Origin of the sequence: Azospirillum sp. B2RO_4 (assembly GCF_051124815.1) — a bacterium.
Lineage (GTDB): Bacteria > Pseudomonadota > Alphaproteobacteria > Azospirillales > Azospirillaceae > Azospirillum.
This window is the reverse complement of the sequence record NZ_CP118488.1, coordinates 1-15,764: the sequence shown is the minus strand read 5'-3', so window position 1 is coordinate 15,764 and position 15,764 is coordinate 1. Positions and strand designations below refer to the sequence as shown.

General features: G+C 68.2%; 18 protein-coding genes. 4 read left to right on the top strand and 14 right to left on the bottom strand.

Annotated features, from left to right (window positions below; genetic code table 11):
- Positions 1–80: 80 nt before the first annotated feature.
- The 4 genes from PWS46_RS20960 to osmF are packed head-to-tail and all read right to left on the bottom strand — an operon-like array spanning position 81 to position 3,903.
- A complete protein-coding gene (locus PWS46_RS20960; protein WP_434623287.1) occupies positions 81–839 on the bottom strand; it encodes an ABC transporter permease in 759 nt (252 codons plus the stop codon).
- Positions 836–1,780: an ABC transporter ATP-binding protein gene (locus PWS46_RS20955; RefSeq protein ID WP_434623286.1), complete on the bottom strand. Its 945-nt coding sequence runs from the start codon at positions 1,778–1,780 to the stop codon at positions 836–838. The genes PWS46_RS20960 and PWS46_RS20955 overlap by 4 nt, the downstream gene beginning before the upstream one ends.
- Positions 1,777–2,961: an ABC transporter permease gene (locus tag PWS46_RS20950; protein ID WP_434623285.1), complete on the bottom strand. Its 1,185-nt coding sequence runs from the start codon at positions 2,959–2,961 to the stop codon at positions 1,777–1,779. The genes PWS46_RS20955 and PWS46_RS20950 overlap by 4 nt, the downstream gene beginning before the upstream one ends.
- 9 nt (positions 2,962–2,970) lie before the next feature.
- Positions 2,971–3,903, bottom strand: coding sequence for a glycine betaine ABC transporter substrate-binding protein OsmF (osmF, locus tag PWS46_RS20945; protein WP_434623284.1), 933 nt, complete (start codon positions 3,901–3,903; stop codon positions 2,971–2,973).
- Between the two features lie 168 nt (positions 3,904–4,071).
- Here osmF and PWS46_RS20940 point away from each other — a divergent pair, with 168 nt between their 5' ends.
- Complete coding sequence (locus PWS46_RS20940; protein ID WP_169054941.1) at positions 4,072–4,248, top strand: hypothetical protein; 177 nt, start codon at positions 4,072–4,074, stop codon at positions 4,246–4,248.
- Between the two features lie 28 nt (positions 4,249–4,276).
- Here the strand turns inward: PWS46_RS20940 and PWS46_RS20935 are convergent, their stop codons facing one another.
- Positions 4,277–4,837 carry a cysteine hydrolase family protein gene (locus PWS46_RS20935; RefSeq protein ID WP_434623283.1) on the bottom strand — a complete coding sequence of 187 codons (561 nt, stop codon included), beginning with the start codon at positions 4,835–4,837 and terminating at the stop codon, positions 4,277–4,279.
- Between the two features lie 134 nt (positions 4,838–4,971).
- Between PWS46_RS20935 and PWS46_RS20930 the strand changes: the two genes are divergently transcribed.
- A complete protein-coding gene (locus tag PWS46_RS20930) occupies positions 4,972–5,391 on the top strand; it encodes an Lrp/AsnC family transcriptional regulator (RefSeq protein WP_434623282.1) in 420 nt (139 codons plus the stop codon).
- A 10-nt stretch (positions 5,392–5,401) separates the two neighbouring features.
- On the opposite strand, the gene pqqE is transcribed toward PWS46_RS20930, so the two are convergent.
- From pqqE to PWS46_RS20885, 9 genes are all read right to left on the bottom strand, one after another.
- Positions 5,402–6,520 (bottom strand): pyrroloquinoline quinone biosynthesis protein PqqE, encoded by a 1,119-nt coding sequence (pqqE, locus tag PWS46_RS20925; protein ID WP_434623281.1) that lies wholly within the window; start codon positions 6,518–6,520, stop codon positions 5,402–5,404.
- 37 nt (positions 6,521–6,557) lie between these two features.
- Positions 6,558–6,854 (bottom strand): pyrroloquinoline quinone biosynthesis peptide chaperone PqqD, encoded by a 297-nt coding sequence (gene pqqD / locus PWS46_RS20920; RefSeq protein WP_085086274.1) that lies wholly within the window; start codon positions 6,852–6,854, stop codon positions 6,558–6,560.
- Positions 6,851–7,627, bottom strand: a complete 777-nt coding sequence (pqqC, locus tag PWS46_RS20915; protein WP_434623280.1) for a pyrroloquinoline-quinone synthase PqqC — start codon at positions 7,625–7,627, stop codon at positions 6,851–6,853. The genes pqqD and pqqC overlap by 4 nt, the downstream gene beginning before the upstream one ends.
- Positions 7,624–8,556 carry a pyrroloquinoline quinone biosynthesis protein PqqB gene (pqqB, locus tag PWS46_RS20910; RefSeq protein ID WP_434623279.1) on the bottom strand — a complete coding sequence of 311 codons (933 nt, stop codon included), beginning with the start codon at positions 8,554–8,556 and terminating at the stop codon, positions 7,624–7,626. The genes pqqC and pqqB overlap by 4 nt, the downstream gene beginning before the upstream one ends.
- 101 nt (positions 8,557–8,657) lie before the next feature.
- The gene (gene pqqA, locus PWS46_RS20905; protein ID WP_244560663.1) at positions 8,658–8,846 is read right to left on the bottom strand and encodes a pyrroloquinoline quinone precursor peptide PqqA; all 189 of its coding nucleotides are present in this window, start codon (positions 8,844–8,846) and stop codon (positions 8,658–8,660) included.
- 28 nt (positions 8,847–8,874) lie between these two features.
- A complete protein-coding gene (locus PWS46_RS20900; RefSeq protein WP_434623278.1) occupies positions 8,875–9,570 on the bottom strand; it encodes a rhodanese-like domain-containing protein in 696 nt (231 codons plus the stop codon).
- Positions 9,567–10,217 carry a response regulator transcription factor gene (locus tag PWS46_RS20895; RefSeq protein WP_434623277.1) on the bottom strand — a complete coding sequence of 217 codons (651 nt, stop codon included), beginning with the start codon at positions 10,215–10,217 and terminating at the stop codon, positions 9,567–9,569. The genes PWS46_RS20900 and PWS46_RS20895 overlap by 4 nt, the downstream gene beginning before the upstream one ends.
- A 171-nt stretch (positions 10,218–10,388) precedes the next feature.
- On the bottom strand, positions 10,389–10,838 hold the full coding sequence (gene pedF / locus PWS46_RS20890) for a cytochrome c-550 PedF (protein WP_434623276.1): 450 nt from the start codon (positions 10,836–10,838) through the stop codon (positions 10,389–10,391).
- Between the two features lie 251 nt (positions 10,839–11,089).
- The gene (locus PWS46_RS20885) at positions 11,090–11,965 is read right to left on the bottom strand and encodes an SIS domain-containing protein (protein ID WP_434623275.1); all 876 of its coding nucleotides are present in this window, start codon (positions 11,963–11,965) and stop codon (positions 11,090–11,092) included.
- A 263-nt stretch (positions 11,966–12,228) separates the two neighbouring features.
- On the opposite strand from PWS46_RS20885, the gene edd reads away from it, so the two are divergent.
- Together edd and zwf are read left to right on the top strand one after the other, a co-directional pair.
- On the top strand, positions 12,229–14,067 hold the full coding sequence (gene edd / locus PWS46_RS20880) for a phosphogluconate dehydratase (protein WP_434623274.1): 1,839 nt from the start codon (positions 12,229–12,231) through the stop codon (positions 14,065–14,067).
- Between the two features lie 137 nt (positions 14,068–14,204).
- Complete coding sequence (gene zwf, locus PWS46_RS20875) at positions 14,205–15,725, top strand: glucose-6-phosphate dehydrogenase (RefSeq protein ID WP_434623273.1); 1,521 nt, start codon at positions 14,205–14,207, stop codon at positions 15,723–15,725.
- The last annotated feature ends 39 nt before the right edge of the window (positions 15,726–15,764 follow it).

The following is a 15,764-nucleotide window of genomic DNA, read 5'->3' as shown; positions in this document are numbered from 1 at the left end:
GTACTAACTGTTTCTTACCGGAATACTAAAAGAATATTAAGTGTCTCGCGCAAGATAACTATCTGAAATATCGCGGCTTTTCAGCGTTGTGACCAACGTGTCAGCCATCCGGCCAGACGGTCGAAACCGGCATCGATCACCACGGCAAGCGCGGCAACGATCAGGGCGCCCTGGATGACGTAGGCCTGGTTGGAGCCGTTCAAGCCGACGATGATGGGCAGGCCCAGGGTCTTGGCGCCGACGGTCGACGCGATGGCGGCGGTGCCGACATTGATGATGACGGCGGTGCGCACGCCGGCAAGGATCACCGGGGCGGCCAGCGGCAACTCCACCCGGAACAGCACCTCCGCCGGTCCCATGCCGAGGCCGCGGGCGGAGTCCAGCACCGGGGCGGGAACGCCGTCCAGCCCGGCCACCGTGTTCTCCACCACCGGCAGCAGGGCGTAGAGCGTCAGCGCGATCAGCGCCGGTTCCGGCCCGAATCCCATCACCGGCACCGCCAGCGCCAGCACCGCCACCGGCGGAAAGGTCTGGCCCATGGTGGCGACGGTTTCCAGCAGGCCGCGGAACTCCCGCCCCCACGGGCGCGTGACGGCGATGCCGGCCCCGCCGCCGAGCAGGATCGCGGCGAGGCTGGAGATGCCGACCAGCGCCATGTGGTCGAGCGTCAGGCGGACGAAGCTCTCCGCCTCGTACAGTGGGCGGTCGAGGCCTGGATAGAGCGTGGCGAACAGCGGCTTCAGCGAGGGCATGCCGAGCACCAGCGCCACCAGCGCCACCAGACCCAGCATCAGCCGGTCGGTCAGAAATTCACGCGGAGCCATGCCGGCGACGGTCATGCCGTTCCACCCGCGTCGGGGCGCACGAGGTCGGACAGGTGCAGCACGCCGGCCGGCCGGCCGTCGCCGTCCACCACCGGCAGCCGTTCGGTGCCGCGGGCGACCATTTCCGACAGGGCGCGGTGCAGCGGGGTCTCGGCGGCCAGCGGTTCGCCGGCCGCGCTTTCCTGCCGGCGGGCGCGGTCGCCGACCGTCTCCACCGCCAGCCGTTTCAACCCCCATTCCTCGCGCCCGACGAGGTCGCGCACCAGCGGACTGGCCGGGCGGGTCAGGATGTCGAGCGGGGAGGCGCACTGGATCAGCCGGCCATGGTCCATCACCGCGATGCTGTCGCCCAGCCTGAGCGCCTCGTCCATGTCGTGGGTGACGAAGACCACGGTGGTGCCGGTGCGGCGGTGGATGGCCGACAGTTCCGTCTGCAGGCTGGCGCGTGTGATGGGGTCGAGCGCGCTGAACGGCTCGTCCATCAGCAGGATACGCGGTTCCGCCGCCAGCGCGCGGGCGACGCCGACGCGCTGCTGTTGTCCGCCGGACAGCTGGTGCGGGTAGGCGGTGCGGTAACGGCGGGGGTCGAGGTTCAACAACTCCAGCAGTTCGGTCACCCGGTCGCGGATGCGCGCCCTGGGCCAGCCGAGCAGGCCGGGAACGGTGGCGATGTTGCGCTCCACCGTCCAGTGCGGGAACAGCCCGACCGACTGGATGACGTAGCCCATGCGCCGGCGAAGCTCCTCCGGCTTCAGCGAGGCGATGTCCTCGCCGTCGATGCGGATGGCGCCCTCGTCGGCGGGGATCAGCCGGTTGATCATCCGCAGCACCGTCGATTTGCCGGAGCCGGACGGCCCGATCAGCACGCGGAACTCCCCCTCCGCCACGGTGAAGGAGACGGCATCGACCGCCGTCCAGGAGCCGAAGCGCTTGGTCACGCGCTCGAATTCGATCATGGCGCACTCCTTCCCGGCAGAACGCCGATGCGGTGGGTGGCGGCGGCGATGCCGATGGACAGCAGGGCGTCGGCCGCCACCGCCAGCAGAATGACGGGAACGGCCCCCAGCAGCACGAGGTCCAGCGCGTTGGCGAAAAGCCCCTGGAACATGATGGCGCCCAAGCCTCCGGCGCCGATCAGCGCGGCGACTGCCGCCAGCCCGACCGCCTGGACCACGGTGATGCGCAGCCCCGACAGGAACACCGGCAGGGCCAGCGGCAGGTCGACGCGCAGGAAGATCTGGCGCGGCGTCAGCCCCATGCCCCTCGCGGCTTCCCGCACCGGGGCGGGAACGCCGTCCAGTCCGACCGCGGTGTTTCGCACGATCGGCAGCAGCGAATAAAGCGTCAGCGCGATCACCGCCGGCAGCGGCCCGACCCCGCTGATCCCCGATCCCGGAAGCATCGCACCCAGCGCGGCCAGCGGCGCCATCAGCAGCCCGAACAGGGCGATGGACGGCACCGTCTGCACCACATTCAGGACCGGGAAAACCGCGCGTCCGACCGCCTGCACCCGATGGGCCGCCACGCCCAGCGGCACGCCGATCAGCAGCGTCGGCGCCAGTGCCGCCGCCACCAGCATGGCGTGACGCAGCACGGCGTCGGCGAACACGTCGCGGCGGTTGGCGTATTCCTTGAGGATCGACAGCGCGTCGAGATGGCCGGAAACCAACTGCAGCGCCACCAGCGCGGCGATCGCCGCGCCGACCGCCAACCGGCCGACGGCACCCAGCCCCAGCCGCCGAGCGGCATCGACCGCCGCCAGCAGACCCGCCGCCGCCATCACCCAGAAACCTGAGGCGAAGGAGGTCCGCGCCGCCGTGGACGCCCCCTGCGCCAGTGCTTCCGCCTGGGCGCCCGCCAGCCAGACCAGCCCGGCCGTGAACAGTCCGCCGGCCGCGACGGTCAGGCCGAGGCCGAAGCGGCCGGGCCGCAGGAAGGGCGCCGCCAGCAGGACCAGCCCCGGCAGCAGGGCCACGGCCCCGCCCAATCCCTGCACCGCCGCCCACAGCGGCACCGGCCGGCCCGACAGCAGTCGGTTGGGCGCGAAGCCGAGGAACGGCAAAGCGACGGCGCCGGCCAGGGCGGCCAGAGCCATCAGCAGGGCGACGCGGTTGTGCAGGCGCAGGCGGCTGGTCACGTCGTCGGCTTACTTCAGGAAGCCCTTGGACTTCAGGTACTCGGTGGCGACCTGCTTCTGGTCCTGCCCCTCCACCGAGATCTTGGCGTTCAGACTGCGCAGCGTTTCCGCATCCAGGCTGGCGAAGACCGGGTTCAGCAGGTCGGCGATCTTCGGGTGCGCCGCCAGCACCGATTCGCGGACGGTCGGCGCCGGCTCATACACCATCTGCGCGCCCTTGGTGTCGTCCAGGACCACAAGGTCCAGCGCCGCGATGGCGCCGTCGGTGCCGTAGACCATGGCGGTGTTGACGCCGGAGGTCTGCTCCGCCGCCGCGCGGATGGTCGCTGCGGTGTCGCCGCCGGCCAACACGAGCAGCTGGTCGGGCTTCAGCGTGAAGCCGTAGGTCTGCTGGAAAGAGGGCAGGGCCGCCGGGCTCTCCACGAACTCGGCGGAGGCAGCGACCTTCGCCTTGCCGCCGCCGGACACCCACTTGGCGAAATCCTCCATCGTCTTCAGCTTGTTGGCGTCGGCCACGTCATGGCGCACGGCCAGCGCCCAGGTGTTGTTGGCCGGGGCCGGCTTCAGCCAGACGATGTTGTTCTTTTCCTTGTCGAGCTGCCGGACCTTGTCATAGCCGGCGCCCGCCTTCTTCCAGGCCGGATCGCTGTCGATGTTGAAGAAGAAGGCGCCGTTGCCGGTGTATTCGGGATAGATGTCGATCTCGCCGGACAGCAGCGCGCCGCGCACGATCTTGGTCGGACCCAACTGGATCTTGTTTTCCGTCGGTATGCCGTTCGCCTGCAGAACCTGGAGGATCATGGTGCCGAGCAGCCCGCTTTCCGCATCCAGCTTCGACCCGACGCGGACCGCGTCCGCCGCCTGCGCCGTGCCGGCGACCAGTCCGAACGCCAGCACCGCCGCCCCCATCATGGCGCGGCCCTTGTTGAAGATCGTGAACACCCCGGAACCTCCCCCTGAAAGTATTGGGGAAAGGATGGGTGACGGCGCCGCTCACGGCAAGCCGCGCTTTTCGTCTGTCCGGTCCCGGATATGCGTTTCAGCCTATTCCGCGGAGGAACTTCCCATCGGGTCGCGCTGTTCAGTGGGAAACCGCAACGGGAGGACCCGATGTCCCAGGGCGACAAGGACAAATACACCGACAAGCAGAAACGCAAGGCCGAGCATATCGAGGAAGGGTACGAAAAGCGTGGCGTCTCCCACGACGAGGCCGAACGGCGCGCCTGGGCGACGGTCAACAAGCAGGACGGCGGCGGTAAGAAGGGGGGATCGGGCGACAAGGCCTGAACGGTCCTCGCCCGACGCGCCCGGTGAATTACAGCCTCTCGATGATCCCGGCGGTGGTGGTCACCTCGCAGAACTCATAGCGCAGCGTAGCGACATGGACAGCGTGGACCTGCTCCGCCGGGATCGTCCCGCCCTGGCCGTCCGGCAGTTCGAAGCAATCGCAGGCGTCGCTGACCAGCGTGATCGGCCATCCCATGTTGGCGCCGGTGCGAATCGTGGTTGAAACGCACATGTCGGTCGAGATGCCGAACACCACCAGCCGTTCGATGCCGAGCCGGCGCAGCCGCAAATCCAGGTCGGTGCCGATGAAGGCCGAATTCACGCTCTTGCTGACGACCGCCTCATTGTCCAGCGGCTCGAATCCTTCGCGGAAGCGGTTGCCGGGCTGCCCAACGCGAAGGGTGGAGGCCGGCCCCACCGAATCGTGACGCACATGGATGACCGGCCGGCCGCTGCGCCGCCAGGCTTGAAGAAGGCGCAGGCCGTTGTGATCGGCCGCGCGGTTCCAGCGCTTCGGCCAGGACGGTTCGTCGAAGGCGCGCTGCATGTCCACCAGCAGCAGAAGCGAGGCGTCCGGAAGCAAGGTCATTGGATACTCCGTGCAAATCGTCCATGGTCCCTGTCCGCTAGGTTCCGCCGAAAGACGGCCGGTTGCAGCCCGGCAAGATGCCGGGCGACCGGCATTTCGCCGCCGGGCGTGGGCGCAGGTGTGTGGGGACGGGGATGGACGAGAAGGACAGGCTTTTGCTGGCGGCCTTGCGCAAGGACGCCCGGCGGACGCTGGTGGCGCTGGCCCGTGACGTCGGGCTGTCGCGCAGCGCCACCCAGGAGCGGTTGGACCGGCTGCTGAAGTCGGGAGTGATCCGCGGCTTCACGACGGTCGAGGAAGGCCCGGCCGCCGACGGTGTCGCCGCCTATTTCCTACTGCGCCATGAGCCTGGGCGGACCTGTGCCCAACTGGTTCCCAAGTTGCGGCGGATTCCCGGCATCGTCGCGATGGATGCGGTGGCCGGGGCCATCGATCTGGTCATCCGGGCGGAGGCGCCCGACATCCGCGGTATCGAAGCGATCCGCGCCGCCATCGCCGGACTGCCCGGCGTTGCCGACGTGACGACGCAGATGGTGCTCGAACGCTTTTTATAGAGACGGAAAGTCAGGCGCCGCGATAGGTCCACTCCGTCCCCAGCGCCGCGGCGTCGCGGTCGCGCAGCACGGCGACATCCGCATGGGCGGGCGACAGTTCGCAGACGGGGTCGGTGGCATCCGCGCTGCCCGCCAGCGCCAGCGCCTGACAGCGGCAGCCGCCCCAATCCTCTTCCTTATGGTCGCAGGACTGGCAGGGCTCCGGCATCCAGGCGGTGCCGCGGTAACGGGTGAAGGCCGGGCCGTCCCGCCAGATGTCGGACAGGCTGCGGTCGTGCACCGTCTCGAACTCCATCCCCGGAATCGTCTCGGCCGCATGGCAGGGCAGGACCCGGCCGCGCGGGTTCACGTTCATGAAGCGGCGTGCCCAGCCACCCATGCAGCTTTTCGGCCGGCGGGCGTAATAATCGGGCACGACGTAATCCACCACGATCCGACCGGCCAGTTCAGGCAGCCGGGCGCGAACCGCGGCATCCATCGCCAGCAACTGGTCGCGCGACGGCATCAGCGCCGCGCGGTTGGCGAGGGCCCAGCCGTAATACTGCACGTTGGCGATCTCGATCCGCCCGGCGCCGAGGTCCATTGCCAGATCAATGACGTCGTTCACCCGGTCGATGTTGTGGCGATGCAGCACCGCATTGATGGTCAGCGCCAGACCCTGCCGGACCACCGCCCGCGCGACCTCCAGCTTCTTGGCATGGCCGCCCTTGAAGCCGCCGACACGGTCGGCCCCGGCGGCTTCCGCATCCTGCAGGCTGATCTGCACATGCTGCAGCCCGGCCTGCTGCAACCGCTCCAGCCGAGCCTGGTCGAGCAGCACGGCAGACGTGATGAGATTGCTGTAGAGGCCGATCTCGGTCGCGTGGGCGACCAGATCCTCCAGATCCTTGCGGACGCAGGGCTCGCCACCGGAGAAATGAACCTGCAGGGCGCCGACGTCGGCCGCCTCGTCCAGCACGCGCTTCCAGGTTGCGGTGTCCAGCTCGGCGCTGGCGGGGTCGAGCGCCACCGGGTTGGAGCAGTAGGGGCAGCGCAGCGGGCAGCGGTGCGTCAGCTCCATCAGCACGGCGAAGGGCGGGGCCGGCTCGGCATTGGACGCGGCGGCGAAGGCGGGCAGGGCGCAGCTCATCGAACGTTCCTCCTGGGGACGCACCTCCTGGGGCATCTCATGTGACGACATACCCCTTGTTGCGCAGGTCGGTCAGCATCTCCAGCACGTCGGCGGCTACCTCGGTGCGCGGGGCATCATATTCCACGGTCAGCCGGTCGATGCCGGCCGCCACATCGGCGATTTCCGGCCCGACGCAGGCGCGGACGATCGCCAGCGCCATCTCGTCCAGCACCAGGAGCCGCTCCGGCCCCATCAGCATCCACTGGTCGCGGCGGCGGTCGTTGCGCAGCATGACGCCGGGGGCCAGCCGGAGCCGGTCGGTCTCGGCAACGTGGGGGGCGATTGCGTTCACCGGCTGTACCGTGTCGGTTCCATGTCCTCCGGCACGAAGGCGCCGGGCGGGATCAGGTTGGGGGTGACATAGGCGTGGTGCAGGGCATCCAGCTGCGCCCACAGCAGCTCCGTCTTGAAGCGCAGGGCGCGCAGGCATTGCCGCTGCTGTTCTGCTGTATGGGCATTGGTCAGCACGTATTCCAGCCCGAACTCGACGTCGCGCGGCGCTTCGTCCAGACGCTTGCGGAAGTAGGACAGCGTGCTGTCGTTGGCGAAGGCATAGTTCTGCTCGAAGCCGGCGATGCGCTCGCGGTGGATCGAGGGCGCGAACAACTCGGTCAGCGAGGAGGCGACGGCTTCCAGCAGGGAATGGTCGCGGACGAAGTTGACATAGGCGTCCACCGCGAAGCGGGTGGCGGGCAGGATACCTTCCAGCGATTTCACGTAATCGCGGTCAAGCCCCAGCCCGTCGGTCAGGCGCAGCCAGCGTTCGATACCGCCGACCTTCGTCTCGTCCAGTTCGCCGGTCTGGGTCAGCCCGTCGTGATCGAGTACCCGCTGCATCCAGGCGCGGCGCATCGCCTGGTCGTCCATCCGCGACATGATGGTCAGGTCCTTGCGCGGAATCGACACCTGATAATAGAAGCGGTTCAGCGCCCAGGCCTGGATCTGGCCCTTCTGCAGCTTCCCGCCGTGGAGCAGCTGATGGAAGGGGTGGAGGTCGTGATACTGCCGCTCGCCGATGGCATAAAGGGCGGCGCGGAACTCCTCACGGGACATGAATTCGGTCATAGGGTCAGCTCCAGCCCGTCATGGGCGATGCGCCAGCCGGCCGCCTCGGCCTCCGCCCGTTCGGGCGAATCCTCCAGCAGGGCGGGATTCGTGTTGTTGATGTGGATGTAGATCTTGCGGGCGACGTTCAGCGGCGCGAGGGTGGCCATGCTGCCGGCATGTCCCGACATCGGCATGTGGCCCATGCGTGCAGCCGTCTTCACCCCGGTGCCGCTGCGGATCATCTCGTCGTCGGTCCAGGTGGTGCCGTCGAACAGCACCAGCGGCGCGCCGAACAGCCGGTCGGCGAGCCAGCCCGGCATGCCGGCGCAGCCGGGGATGTAGAAGAAGCCGTCGCTGGAGCCGTCGGTCGGGCGAATGCGCAACGCCACCGTGTCCTCGGCGACGGATCCGAAGCCGGGGCCGGCCGATGCATCCTCCAGATAGAGCGCCACCTTGCCCGGCACCGCGAACGCCTCCACCTCCAGCCCCAGCGGGTGGCCATCGGCACCGGCGGGCTGGAAGGGCTGGCCCAGCGCCATCGGTCGGCGGGCGACCAGTTCCGGATTCAGGACGTTGAAGACGCTGTTGGCGGCCAGCACGCCATGGACGCGCGGCGTGGCATAGACGGCGAAGGGGTGGGATTCGCGCAAGGTCAGCAGCCCGGCGACATGGTCGATGTCGGCGTTGGTCAGCAGCGCGGCACTGATCGGATTGCCGCGCAAGCCCCCTTGGGGATGAAGCTGCGGGTTGGCGAGCAGCTGCGCGCCGAGGTCGGGGGAGGCGTTCAGCAGCAGCCAGCGCTCGCCGTCCGCGGTCACCGCCAGGGACGATTGTGTGCGCGGCTTCGCCGCCGGGTCGCCGGAACGGGCACGGCGGCATCCCTCGCAGGCGCAGTTCCATTGCGGGAAGCCCCCGCCGGCCGCCGAACCGAGTACGAGAATCTTCATGGCCACCGACTTGATCCACAGTCCTGAGAGAAGGTGCCTGGGAGAGAAGGGCCGGGGAAGTGGATGTCACGCCGTGCTTCCCCGGTTCCCAATCTTCCGGCTTACAGGCCGGCGCAGGCGTAGGCGTTGATCTCGGTGCCGACGGCGATCTCGGTGGTCTTGGGTTTGCGCCAGGTCTTCATCGCGTGATACTCCTGCTTGCTGACTGTTGCTGACCATGATGGTTGGCAAGATGAAGAGTAGCGGTCCGGGGCGGCCGACCGCCATGCTACCATGGTGTAATCCGCCACCTCTTTCGGCGCTGGACCACCCCCGGCGTCAGGGCGTGCGGGCAACCGGCGGCGGCAGCGGATGCGCCTCTTCCGTCGGCAGACCGGCTTCCATCCAGCCGTCGATGCCCGTCGGGTACCAATGGACGCGGGCATACCCAAGCAACACCGCGCGCTTGGCGGCGTTCCACGACAGCCAGCAATCGGACAGGCAGTAGAACAAAAGATCACGCGCCTGGTCGCCGCCGGTCAGCCGTTCCAGATGGGATTCGAACCAGCCCAGCGTCGCGGCGTCCGGCGCGCCGACGCCGACATTGGGCAGCCAGACGCTGCCGGGGATCTGCCGGTAGGGCTTCGATTGCAGCCAGGGACCGCCGGGCAAAGTGCTGCGCTCCAGCCGCTGGACGAAGATCGGAAGGACGCGGCCCTGCGACAGCAGCGCTTGCACAGCGGGGGTGTCGACCGTCGTCGCGCCGGTCACGCCGTCGGGCGTTGGGGAGCGGTAGTCGGACAGGCGGTAGCCGTCCGGCTGCGGTACACCGGCGGCGAGGGCAGGGGTGATGAGGAGCGTGAGGGCGAGGAGGAGAGTGGTGATCTTTGGGAGGCTTTGCCCCCTCCGGCTTTGCCCCCTCCCTAACCCTCCGCCGCCTTGCGGGAGAGGGAACTCCGCCGCTCTGCCACTTAACTCCCTCTCCCGCGAAGCGGGGGAGGGCCGGGGAGGGGGGAAGGCCGAACCTCCCCTCACCGCCGCTCGGCCAAAACGCGGTTGGCGATCACCACCGCCTGGGTGCGGCTGTAGACCTTCAGCTTCTGCAGGATGGCGGAGACATGGGCCTTCACCGTCGTCTCGGTGATGCTGAGGTCGAAGGCGATCTCCTTGTTCAGCTTGCCGGTGCCCAGCAGTTCCAGCACCCGCAACTGCTGGGCCGTCAGGGTGGCGATGCGGCGCGCGATCTCCGCGGTCTCCGCATCTTCCGGATCCTCGACGCCGGCTTCGTCGGTGGCGGAGGGCGGAACATAGAGTTCACCGTTCAGCACCTGCCGCAACGCCGCGGCGATGGCGTCGCGCGGGGTCGATTTGGGGATGAAGCCGGCGGCTCCACTCTCCATCGCCTCGCGCACCCAGCGGCGCTCCTCATGGGCGGAAACGACGACGACCGGGGTGGCCGGAAAGCGCTGGCGCAACGTGCGCAGCCCGCCCAGCCCGTTCATACCCGGCATGTTGACGTCCAGCAGAACGAGGTCGAGGTCGCCCCGCTCCTCCAGCGCCTGCATGACGCTTTCGAGCCGGTCCGCCTCCATCACGTCGGTGGCCTGACAGGAATAAAGCACCGCGCTGCGCAACGCATCGCGCACCATCGGATGGTCATCGGCGATCAGGATCCGGGTCATGGCCTGCGGTTCCTTGCACAGCGGCGGATGGAACGAACTGCGGGAGGGCTTCCCGCATCCATTGTGTCAGACCAAAATGGGGAGGTGCAACATCGCGAACGACGCAAATTGTTTTGTGCGCGAACATGTCGCACTGTCATGGGACGTGCCCCCATCATCTGGACCCCGCGGTCATTCCTCGTGCACTGTTTCCAGCCAGGAACGGATTGCCCACAGAGCCTCCTGTCCCAGCGCCTCGCCGAACTTCGGCATATAGGTCACGCCGTTGCGGATCGAGCCGTTGGTGACACGCTCCTTGAACCACTCGTCGCCGGCATCGCCCTTTTCCAGATAGCGCAGGTCGGGAGCGATGCCGCCGGACACCGCGCCCAGCCCATGGCAGCGCGCGCAGTTCTGGTTGAAGGCCGATGCGCCGATCTCGATGGCGCGCTCGTTGCCGCGATAGGGATTGCTGTCCCGCCAGGTCTCTCCCAGCTTTTCCAGCCCGGTGGTGTCGACCGGCTGCGGCGTGACATCGCCATGGGCGAAGACCGGATCGGCGAAGCCCGCCATCAGCAACCCGGCGAGAGCGAAGGACGCCAAGCGGAGGCGTTTGGGCGGCGTGGCGGATCTGTGCGTCATCTGTGGGTCCTCATCCTGCATCCGTCATTCGGCTTTCGCTTGCCGCCCTGTCGCTGTTCCGGGTTTCGCGGGTGCGCAGGACGGTTGCCGGTTCTGATTGCGGCCGAGGATAGCAATCGTTCGTTCGCGTAATTATTCGACGATGGTACAAGAGCCGGGCGCAAGGCCACGCTCACGCCATCCCGTCTTGGTCGATGGTCGGATGACGCATGCGGCATACCGTCAGCCCGCAGTCGTCAGGGTCGGGTTCGTCAGGTCAGGGGCGGCAGCCGCCCGGCATTGATCGCCGCCTTCACCTTGGTCAGCTGCCGCACCGCCGGGTCGCCCAGCCGCAGCGCCACGCCGGTCGACAGCACGTCGATCAGCGTCAGATGCACCAGCCGCGAGGCCATCGGCGTGTACATCTCGGTGTCCTCCACCGGCTGGCTGGCGATAACCACGCTCGCCATCGCCGCCAGCGGAGAGCGTGGCGCGGTGATCGCCACCACCGCCGTGCCCTGCGCCCGCGCCGCCGCCGCCAACTCGTTGATCGTCCCGCTGCGCCCCGTGTTTGATAGTGCCAGCAGCACCCCTCCGGCCGCCATGTTGACCAGCAGCATGCGCGCCAGCACCGGGTCGGCACAGGGTTGGGCATCGGCGCCGAAGCGCAGCAGCTTGTGCGCCGCGTCCTGCGCCAGCGCGCTCGAACCGCCGGTGCCGACGCACAGCACGCGCGGCGCATCCGCCAGCAGGGCGATGGCCCGCTCCAGCGCGCGATCGTCGAGCGCGGCGGACGCGGAGGTCAGGGCGGCGGCACTCGATGAAAAAATTTTTCGCGCAAGCGTCCCGACATCGTCGTCCGCCGCCACATCCTGGCTGACATAGGGGGTGCCGCCGCGAACCTCGTCGCGCAGCGCATCGCGCGCCTGGGATTCGGCGAGCCGCAGCTTGAAGTCCGGGAAGCCGCCGCAGCCGACGCTGCGGCAGAAGCGGACGACCGTCGCCTCGCTGACCTCGGCCGCCTGGGCCAGCGAGGTGACGTTGAGGTCGAGCACCCGCCGCGGGTCGCTCAGCACCAGATCGGCGATCCGCCCCTCCGACCGTTTCAGGTCGGCCCTCAACCGGCGGACCTCATCCAGTATGTCCATTGGTGCAGGATTGGCGGCTGCGCTGTTGACCGGGGATGCCATGACGTAAAGTTAACTCCCTGGATGGGGCGGCGCTGCTGGTGGCCGGACAAGTGCGGTGCTGCAAGGAGCGCTCCTGTCACTATGAAGATTTTTGCCGCGCATGGCGAGAAATCCAGCCGTGACATCCCATATATGAAAAAATTTTTCTTCACAGCCCGTCCCCTCAGGCGTATGGTCCGTTCCGGAAATCATCGCCTCCCACAAACGGTCGAGACGCGATCATGAGCAAGCCCGCCCCCCTGAATTCTGTCGTCGCCCGCGTGACGGAGCGCATTGCCGAACGCAGCCGCGACCGCCGTGCCGCCTATCTGGCGCGGCTGGAGAGCGCAGGCGGAAAGCCGCGCCGTCATCGCCTCGGCTGCGCCAACCTCGCCCATTCCTTCGCGGCCTGCGGTGCGAACGACAAGGCGGCACTGCGCGGCGAGACGCAGCCGTCGATCGGCATCGTCACCGCCTACAACGATATGCTCTCGGCCCATCAGCCCTACGAGCGCTATCCCGCCATGATCCGCGAGTCGGTGCGTGCGGCCGGCGGCGTGGCGCAGGTCGCCGGCGGCGTGCCCGCCATGTGCGACGGCGTCACCCAGGGTTACGAGGGGATGGAGCTGTCGCTGTTCAGCCGCGATGTCATCGCGCTGGCGACAGGCGTGGCGCTGTCCCATGCCACCTTCGACGGCGTGCTGTGCCTGGGCATCTGCGACAAGATCGTCCCCGGCCTGATGATCGGCTCGCTCGCCTTCGGCCATCTGCCGACGATCTTCGTGCCCGCCGGCCCGATGCCGTCCGGCCTGTCGAACGCCGACAAGGCCAAGGCGCGCCAGCTCTACGCCCAGGGCAAAGTCGGCCGCGAGGAGTTGCTGGAGGCGGAGTCCCAGTCCTACCACGCCCCCGGCACCTGCACCTTCTACGGCACCGCCAACACCAACCAGATGCTGATGGAGATCATGGGCCTGCATCTGCCGGGCGCCAGCTTCGTCAACCCCAACACGCCTCTGCGCGATGCACTGACCGATGCGGCGGCCCGCCGGGTGGTCGCGATGACCTCGCCCGGCGCAGGCACTCCCATCGGCCGCATCGTCGATGAGCGCGCGCTGGTGAACGGTATCGTCGGGCTGCTCGCGACCGGCGGCTCGACCAACCACACCCTGCACATCCCGGCCATCGCCGCCGCCGCCGGCATCGAACTGAACTGGGAGGATTTCGCGGAACTGTCGGCGGTCGTTCCGCTGCTTGCCCGCGTCTATCCCAACGGCACCGCCGACGTGAACCGCTTCCATCAGGCCGGCGGTATGCCCTTCATCATCGGCCAGCTGATCGACGCAGGGCTCGTCCACACCGACATCGCCACCATCCATGGCGAGGGCGGGCTGGAGCCCTACCGCAGCATGCCGGACCTGGACGAGGGCGGCGCCCTGACCTGGACCCGCGCGGCCACCGACCAGAGCGGCGACCCCACGGTCGTCGCCACCACCGCGGCTCCCTTCGCGGCGGAAGGCGGTTTGCGCGTGCTGACCGGCAATCTCGGTCGCGGCGTCATCAAGATTTCGGCGGTCAAGCCGGAGCATCGCCTCGTCGAAGCGCCGGCCCGCGTCTTCGACAATCAGGAAGCCGTGCAGGCCGCCTTCCGCGCCGGCGAACTCGACCGCGACGTGATCGTCGTCGTCCGCTACCAGGGCCCCGGCGCCAACGGCATGCCGGAACTCCACAAGCTGACCCCGCCGTTGGGCGTGCTGCAGGACAAGGGTTTCAAGGTCGCACTGGTGACCGACGGCCGCATGTCCGGCGCGTCGGGCAAGGTGCCGGCCGCCATCCATGTCACCCCGGAAGTGAAGGGCGGCGGTCCGCTCGGCCGTGTGCGCGACGGCGATATCCTGCGGCTGGATGCGGAGGCAGGGACCTTGAACGCCTTGGTGGATGCCGCCGAGTGGGAGGGCCGCGGCGCCCCCCCGCCGCCGAGCGAGGATGCCTCCCACGGCTGCGGGCGGGACCTGTTCTCCCTGTTCCGCAACAATGCCGGCCCGGCAGAAAGCGGCGCGTCCGTCCTCAACCTGCTGGGCTGATCCAGCAGGCGAAAACCCTGGCAGCTCGGGCTGGCGTCGGGCCACGCCGGCCCGCATTGTGACCGGCCCATCCCTGTGGCACCATGACGCACGGGCTGATCCAAGGCACCGTGCCATCGACGTCGAGAGGTCCGAAGATGCACTCCCGCTCCACCGTCGCAGCCCCCGCACTGCCTCCCTTCGACTATACGGTGTTCGGCGGCACCGGCGATCTGGCCCTGCGCAAGCTGCTGCCGGCGCTCTATCTGCGCGACAAGGCGGGGCAGGTGGCCGAGGGGAGTCGCATCATCGGCGTCTCGCGCAGCCCGCTTGCCCCGTCCGACTATCGTGCCAAGGCGGAGGAGGCGATCAGCCAGCATGTGCCGGCAGATGAACGCGAGACTGCAGTGATCGCCCGATTCCTGGAGCGGCTGGATTATGTGCCGGTCGACGTCACCTCCGACGACGGCTGGGACGACCTGGCTGACCGGCTGAACAATCCGCCGTCGCGCAGCAACGATGCAGTCCGCATCTTCTATCTCGCCACTTCTCCCAGCCTGTTCGGCCCGGTCAGCGACCAGCTGCGCGCCTTCGGCCTCGCCACGCCTGACTCGCGCGTCGTGCTGGAAAAGCCGATTGGTCGCGACCTCGCTTCGGCGCAGGAGATCAATGATCGGGTCGGCGCCGTCTTCACCGAGCCGCAGATCTACCGCATCGACCATTACCTGGGTAAGGAGACGGTGCAGAACCTGCTGGCTCTGCGCTTCGGCAACTCACTGTTCGAGCCGCTGTGGAACGCCGACCACATCGACCATGTCCAGATCACCGTCGCCGAGACGGTCGGCGTGGAGGAGCGCGGCGGCTATTACGACCAGTCAGGCGCGCTCCGCGACATGGTGCAGAACCACTTGTTGCAACTCGTCTGTCTGGTCGGCATGGAGTGTCCGATCTCGCTTGCCCAGGAATCGGTGCGCGACGAAAAGCTGAAGGTTCTGCGCTCGCTGAAGCCCATCGGGCCGGAGGAGATCGGCGGCTGCACCGTCCGCGGCCAGTATCGCGCCGGCGCGGTTGCCGGCGGTGCGGTGCCCGGCTATCTCGACGAACCCGGCATCCCGCCCGGAAGCGGCACTGAAACCTTCGTCGCGCTGAAGCTGGAGATCGACAACTGGCGCTGGGCCGGCGTGCCGTTCTACCTGCGCAGCGGCAAGCGCCTTCCGGCCAAGATGTCGGAAATCGTCATCCAGTTCCGGCCGATCCGCCATTCCATCTTCCCACAGGCAGCGGGTGAACTGCAGGCCAACCGTCTGATCGTTCGGCTCCAGCCCGACGAAAGCATCCGCCTGCACCTGATGACCAAGGAGCCGGGACCGGGCGGCATGCGTCTGCGGCCGGCGGCTCTGAACCTCAGCTTCGCCCAGACCTTTGGCGGGCGGTTCCCGGATGCCTACGAGCGTCTGCTGATGGATGTGGTGCGCGGCAACTCCACCCTGTTCATGCGCCGTGACGAGGTCGAGGCGGCGTGGCAGTGGGCGGAGCCGATCATCGACGGCTGGATGGCCCGGCACGAGATGCCGAAGCCCTACATCGCCGGCACCTGGGGGCCGTCGCAATCCATTGCCCTGATCGAGCGAGACGGACGTACCTGGCACGACGACGATATCCCGTCGGCCGCCTTCTGAGGCCTCCGGCCAAAGAATCGTCATCGGGACGAAAAAAGG

Coding starts and splice junctions, on each gene's coding strand:
- PWS46_RS20960 (WP_434623287.1), bottom strand. CDS start 839: ATGACCGTCGCCGGCATGGCTCCGCGTGAATTTCTGACCGACCGGCTG.
- PWS46_RS20955 (WP_434623286.1), bottom strand. CDS start 1,780: ATGATCGAATTCGAGCGCGTGACCAAGCGCTTCGGCTCCTGGACGGCG.
- PWS46_RS20940 (WP_169054941.1), top strand. CDS start 4,072: ATGTCCCAGGGCGACAAGGACAAATACACCGACAAGCAGAAACGCAAG.
- PWS46_RS20935 (WP_434623283.1), bottom strand. CDS start 4,837: ATGACCTTGCTTCCGGACGCCTCGCTTCTGCTGCTGGTGGACATGCAG.
- PWS46_RS20930 (WP_434623282.1), top strand. CDS start 4,972: ATGGACGAGAAGGACAGGCTTTTGCTGGCGGCCTTGCGCAAGGACGCC.
- pqqE (WP_434623281.1), bottom strand. CDS start 6,520: ATGAGCTGCGCCCTGCCCGCCTTCGCCGCCGCGTCCAATGCCGAGCCG.
- pqqC (WP_434623280.1), bottom strand. CDS start 7,627: ATGACCGAATTCATGTCCCGTGAGGAGTTCCGCGCCGCCCTTTATGCC.
- pqqB (WP_434623279.1), bottom strand. CDS start 8,556: ATGAAGATTCTCGTACTCGGTTCGGCGGCCGGCGGGGGCTTCCCGCAA.
- PWS46_RS20895 (WP_434623277.1), bottom strand. CDS start 10,217: ATGACCCGGATCCTGATCGCCGATGACCATCCGATGGTGCGCGATGCG.
- pedF (WP_434623276.1), bottom strand. CDS start 10,838: ATGACGCACAGATCCGCCACGCCGCCCAAACGCCTCCGCTTGGCGTCC.
- PWS46_RS20885 (WP_434623275.1), bottom strand. CDS start 11,965: ATGGACATACTGGATGAGGTCCGCCGGTTGAGGGCCGACCTGAAACGG.
- edd (WP_434623274.1), top strand. CDS start 12,229: ATGAGCAAGCCCGCCCCCCTGAATTCTGTCGTCGCCCGCGTGACGGAG.
- zwf (WP_434623273.1), top strand. CDS start 14,205: ATGCACTCCCGCTCCACCGTCGCAGCCCCCGCACTGCCTCCCTTCGAC.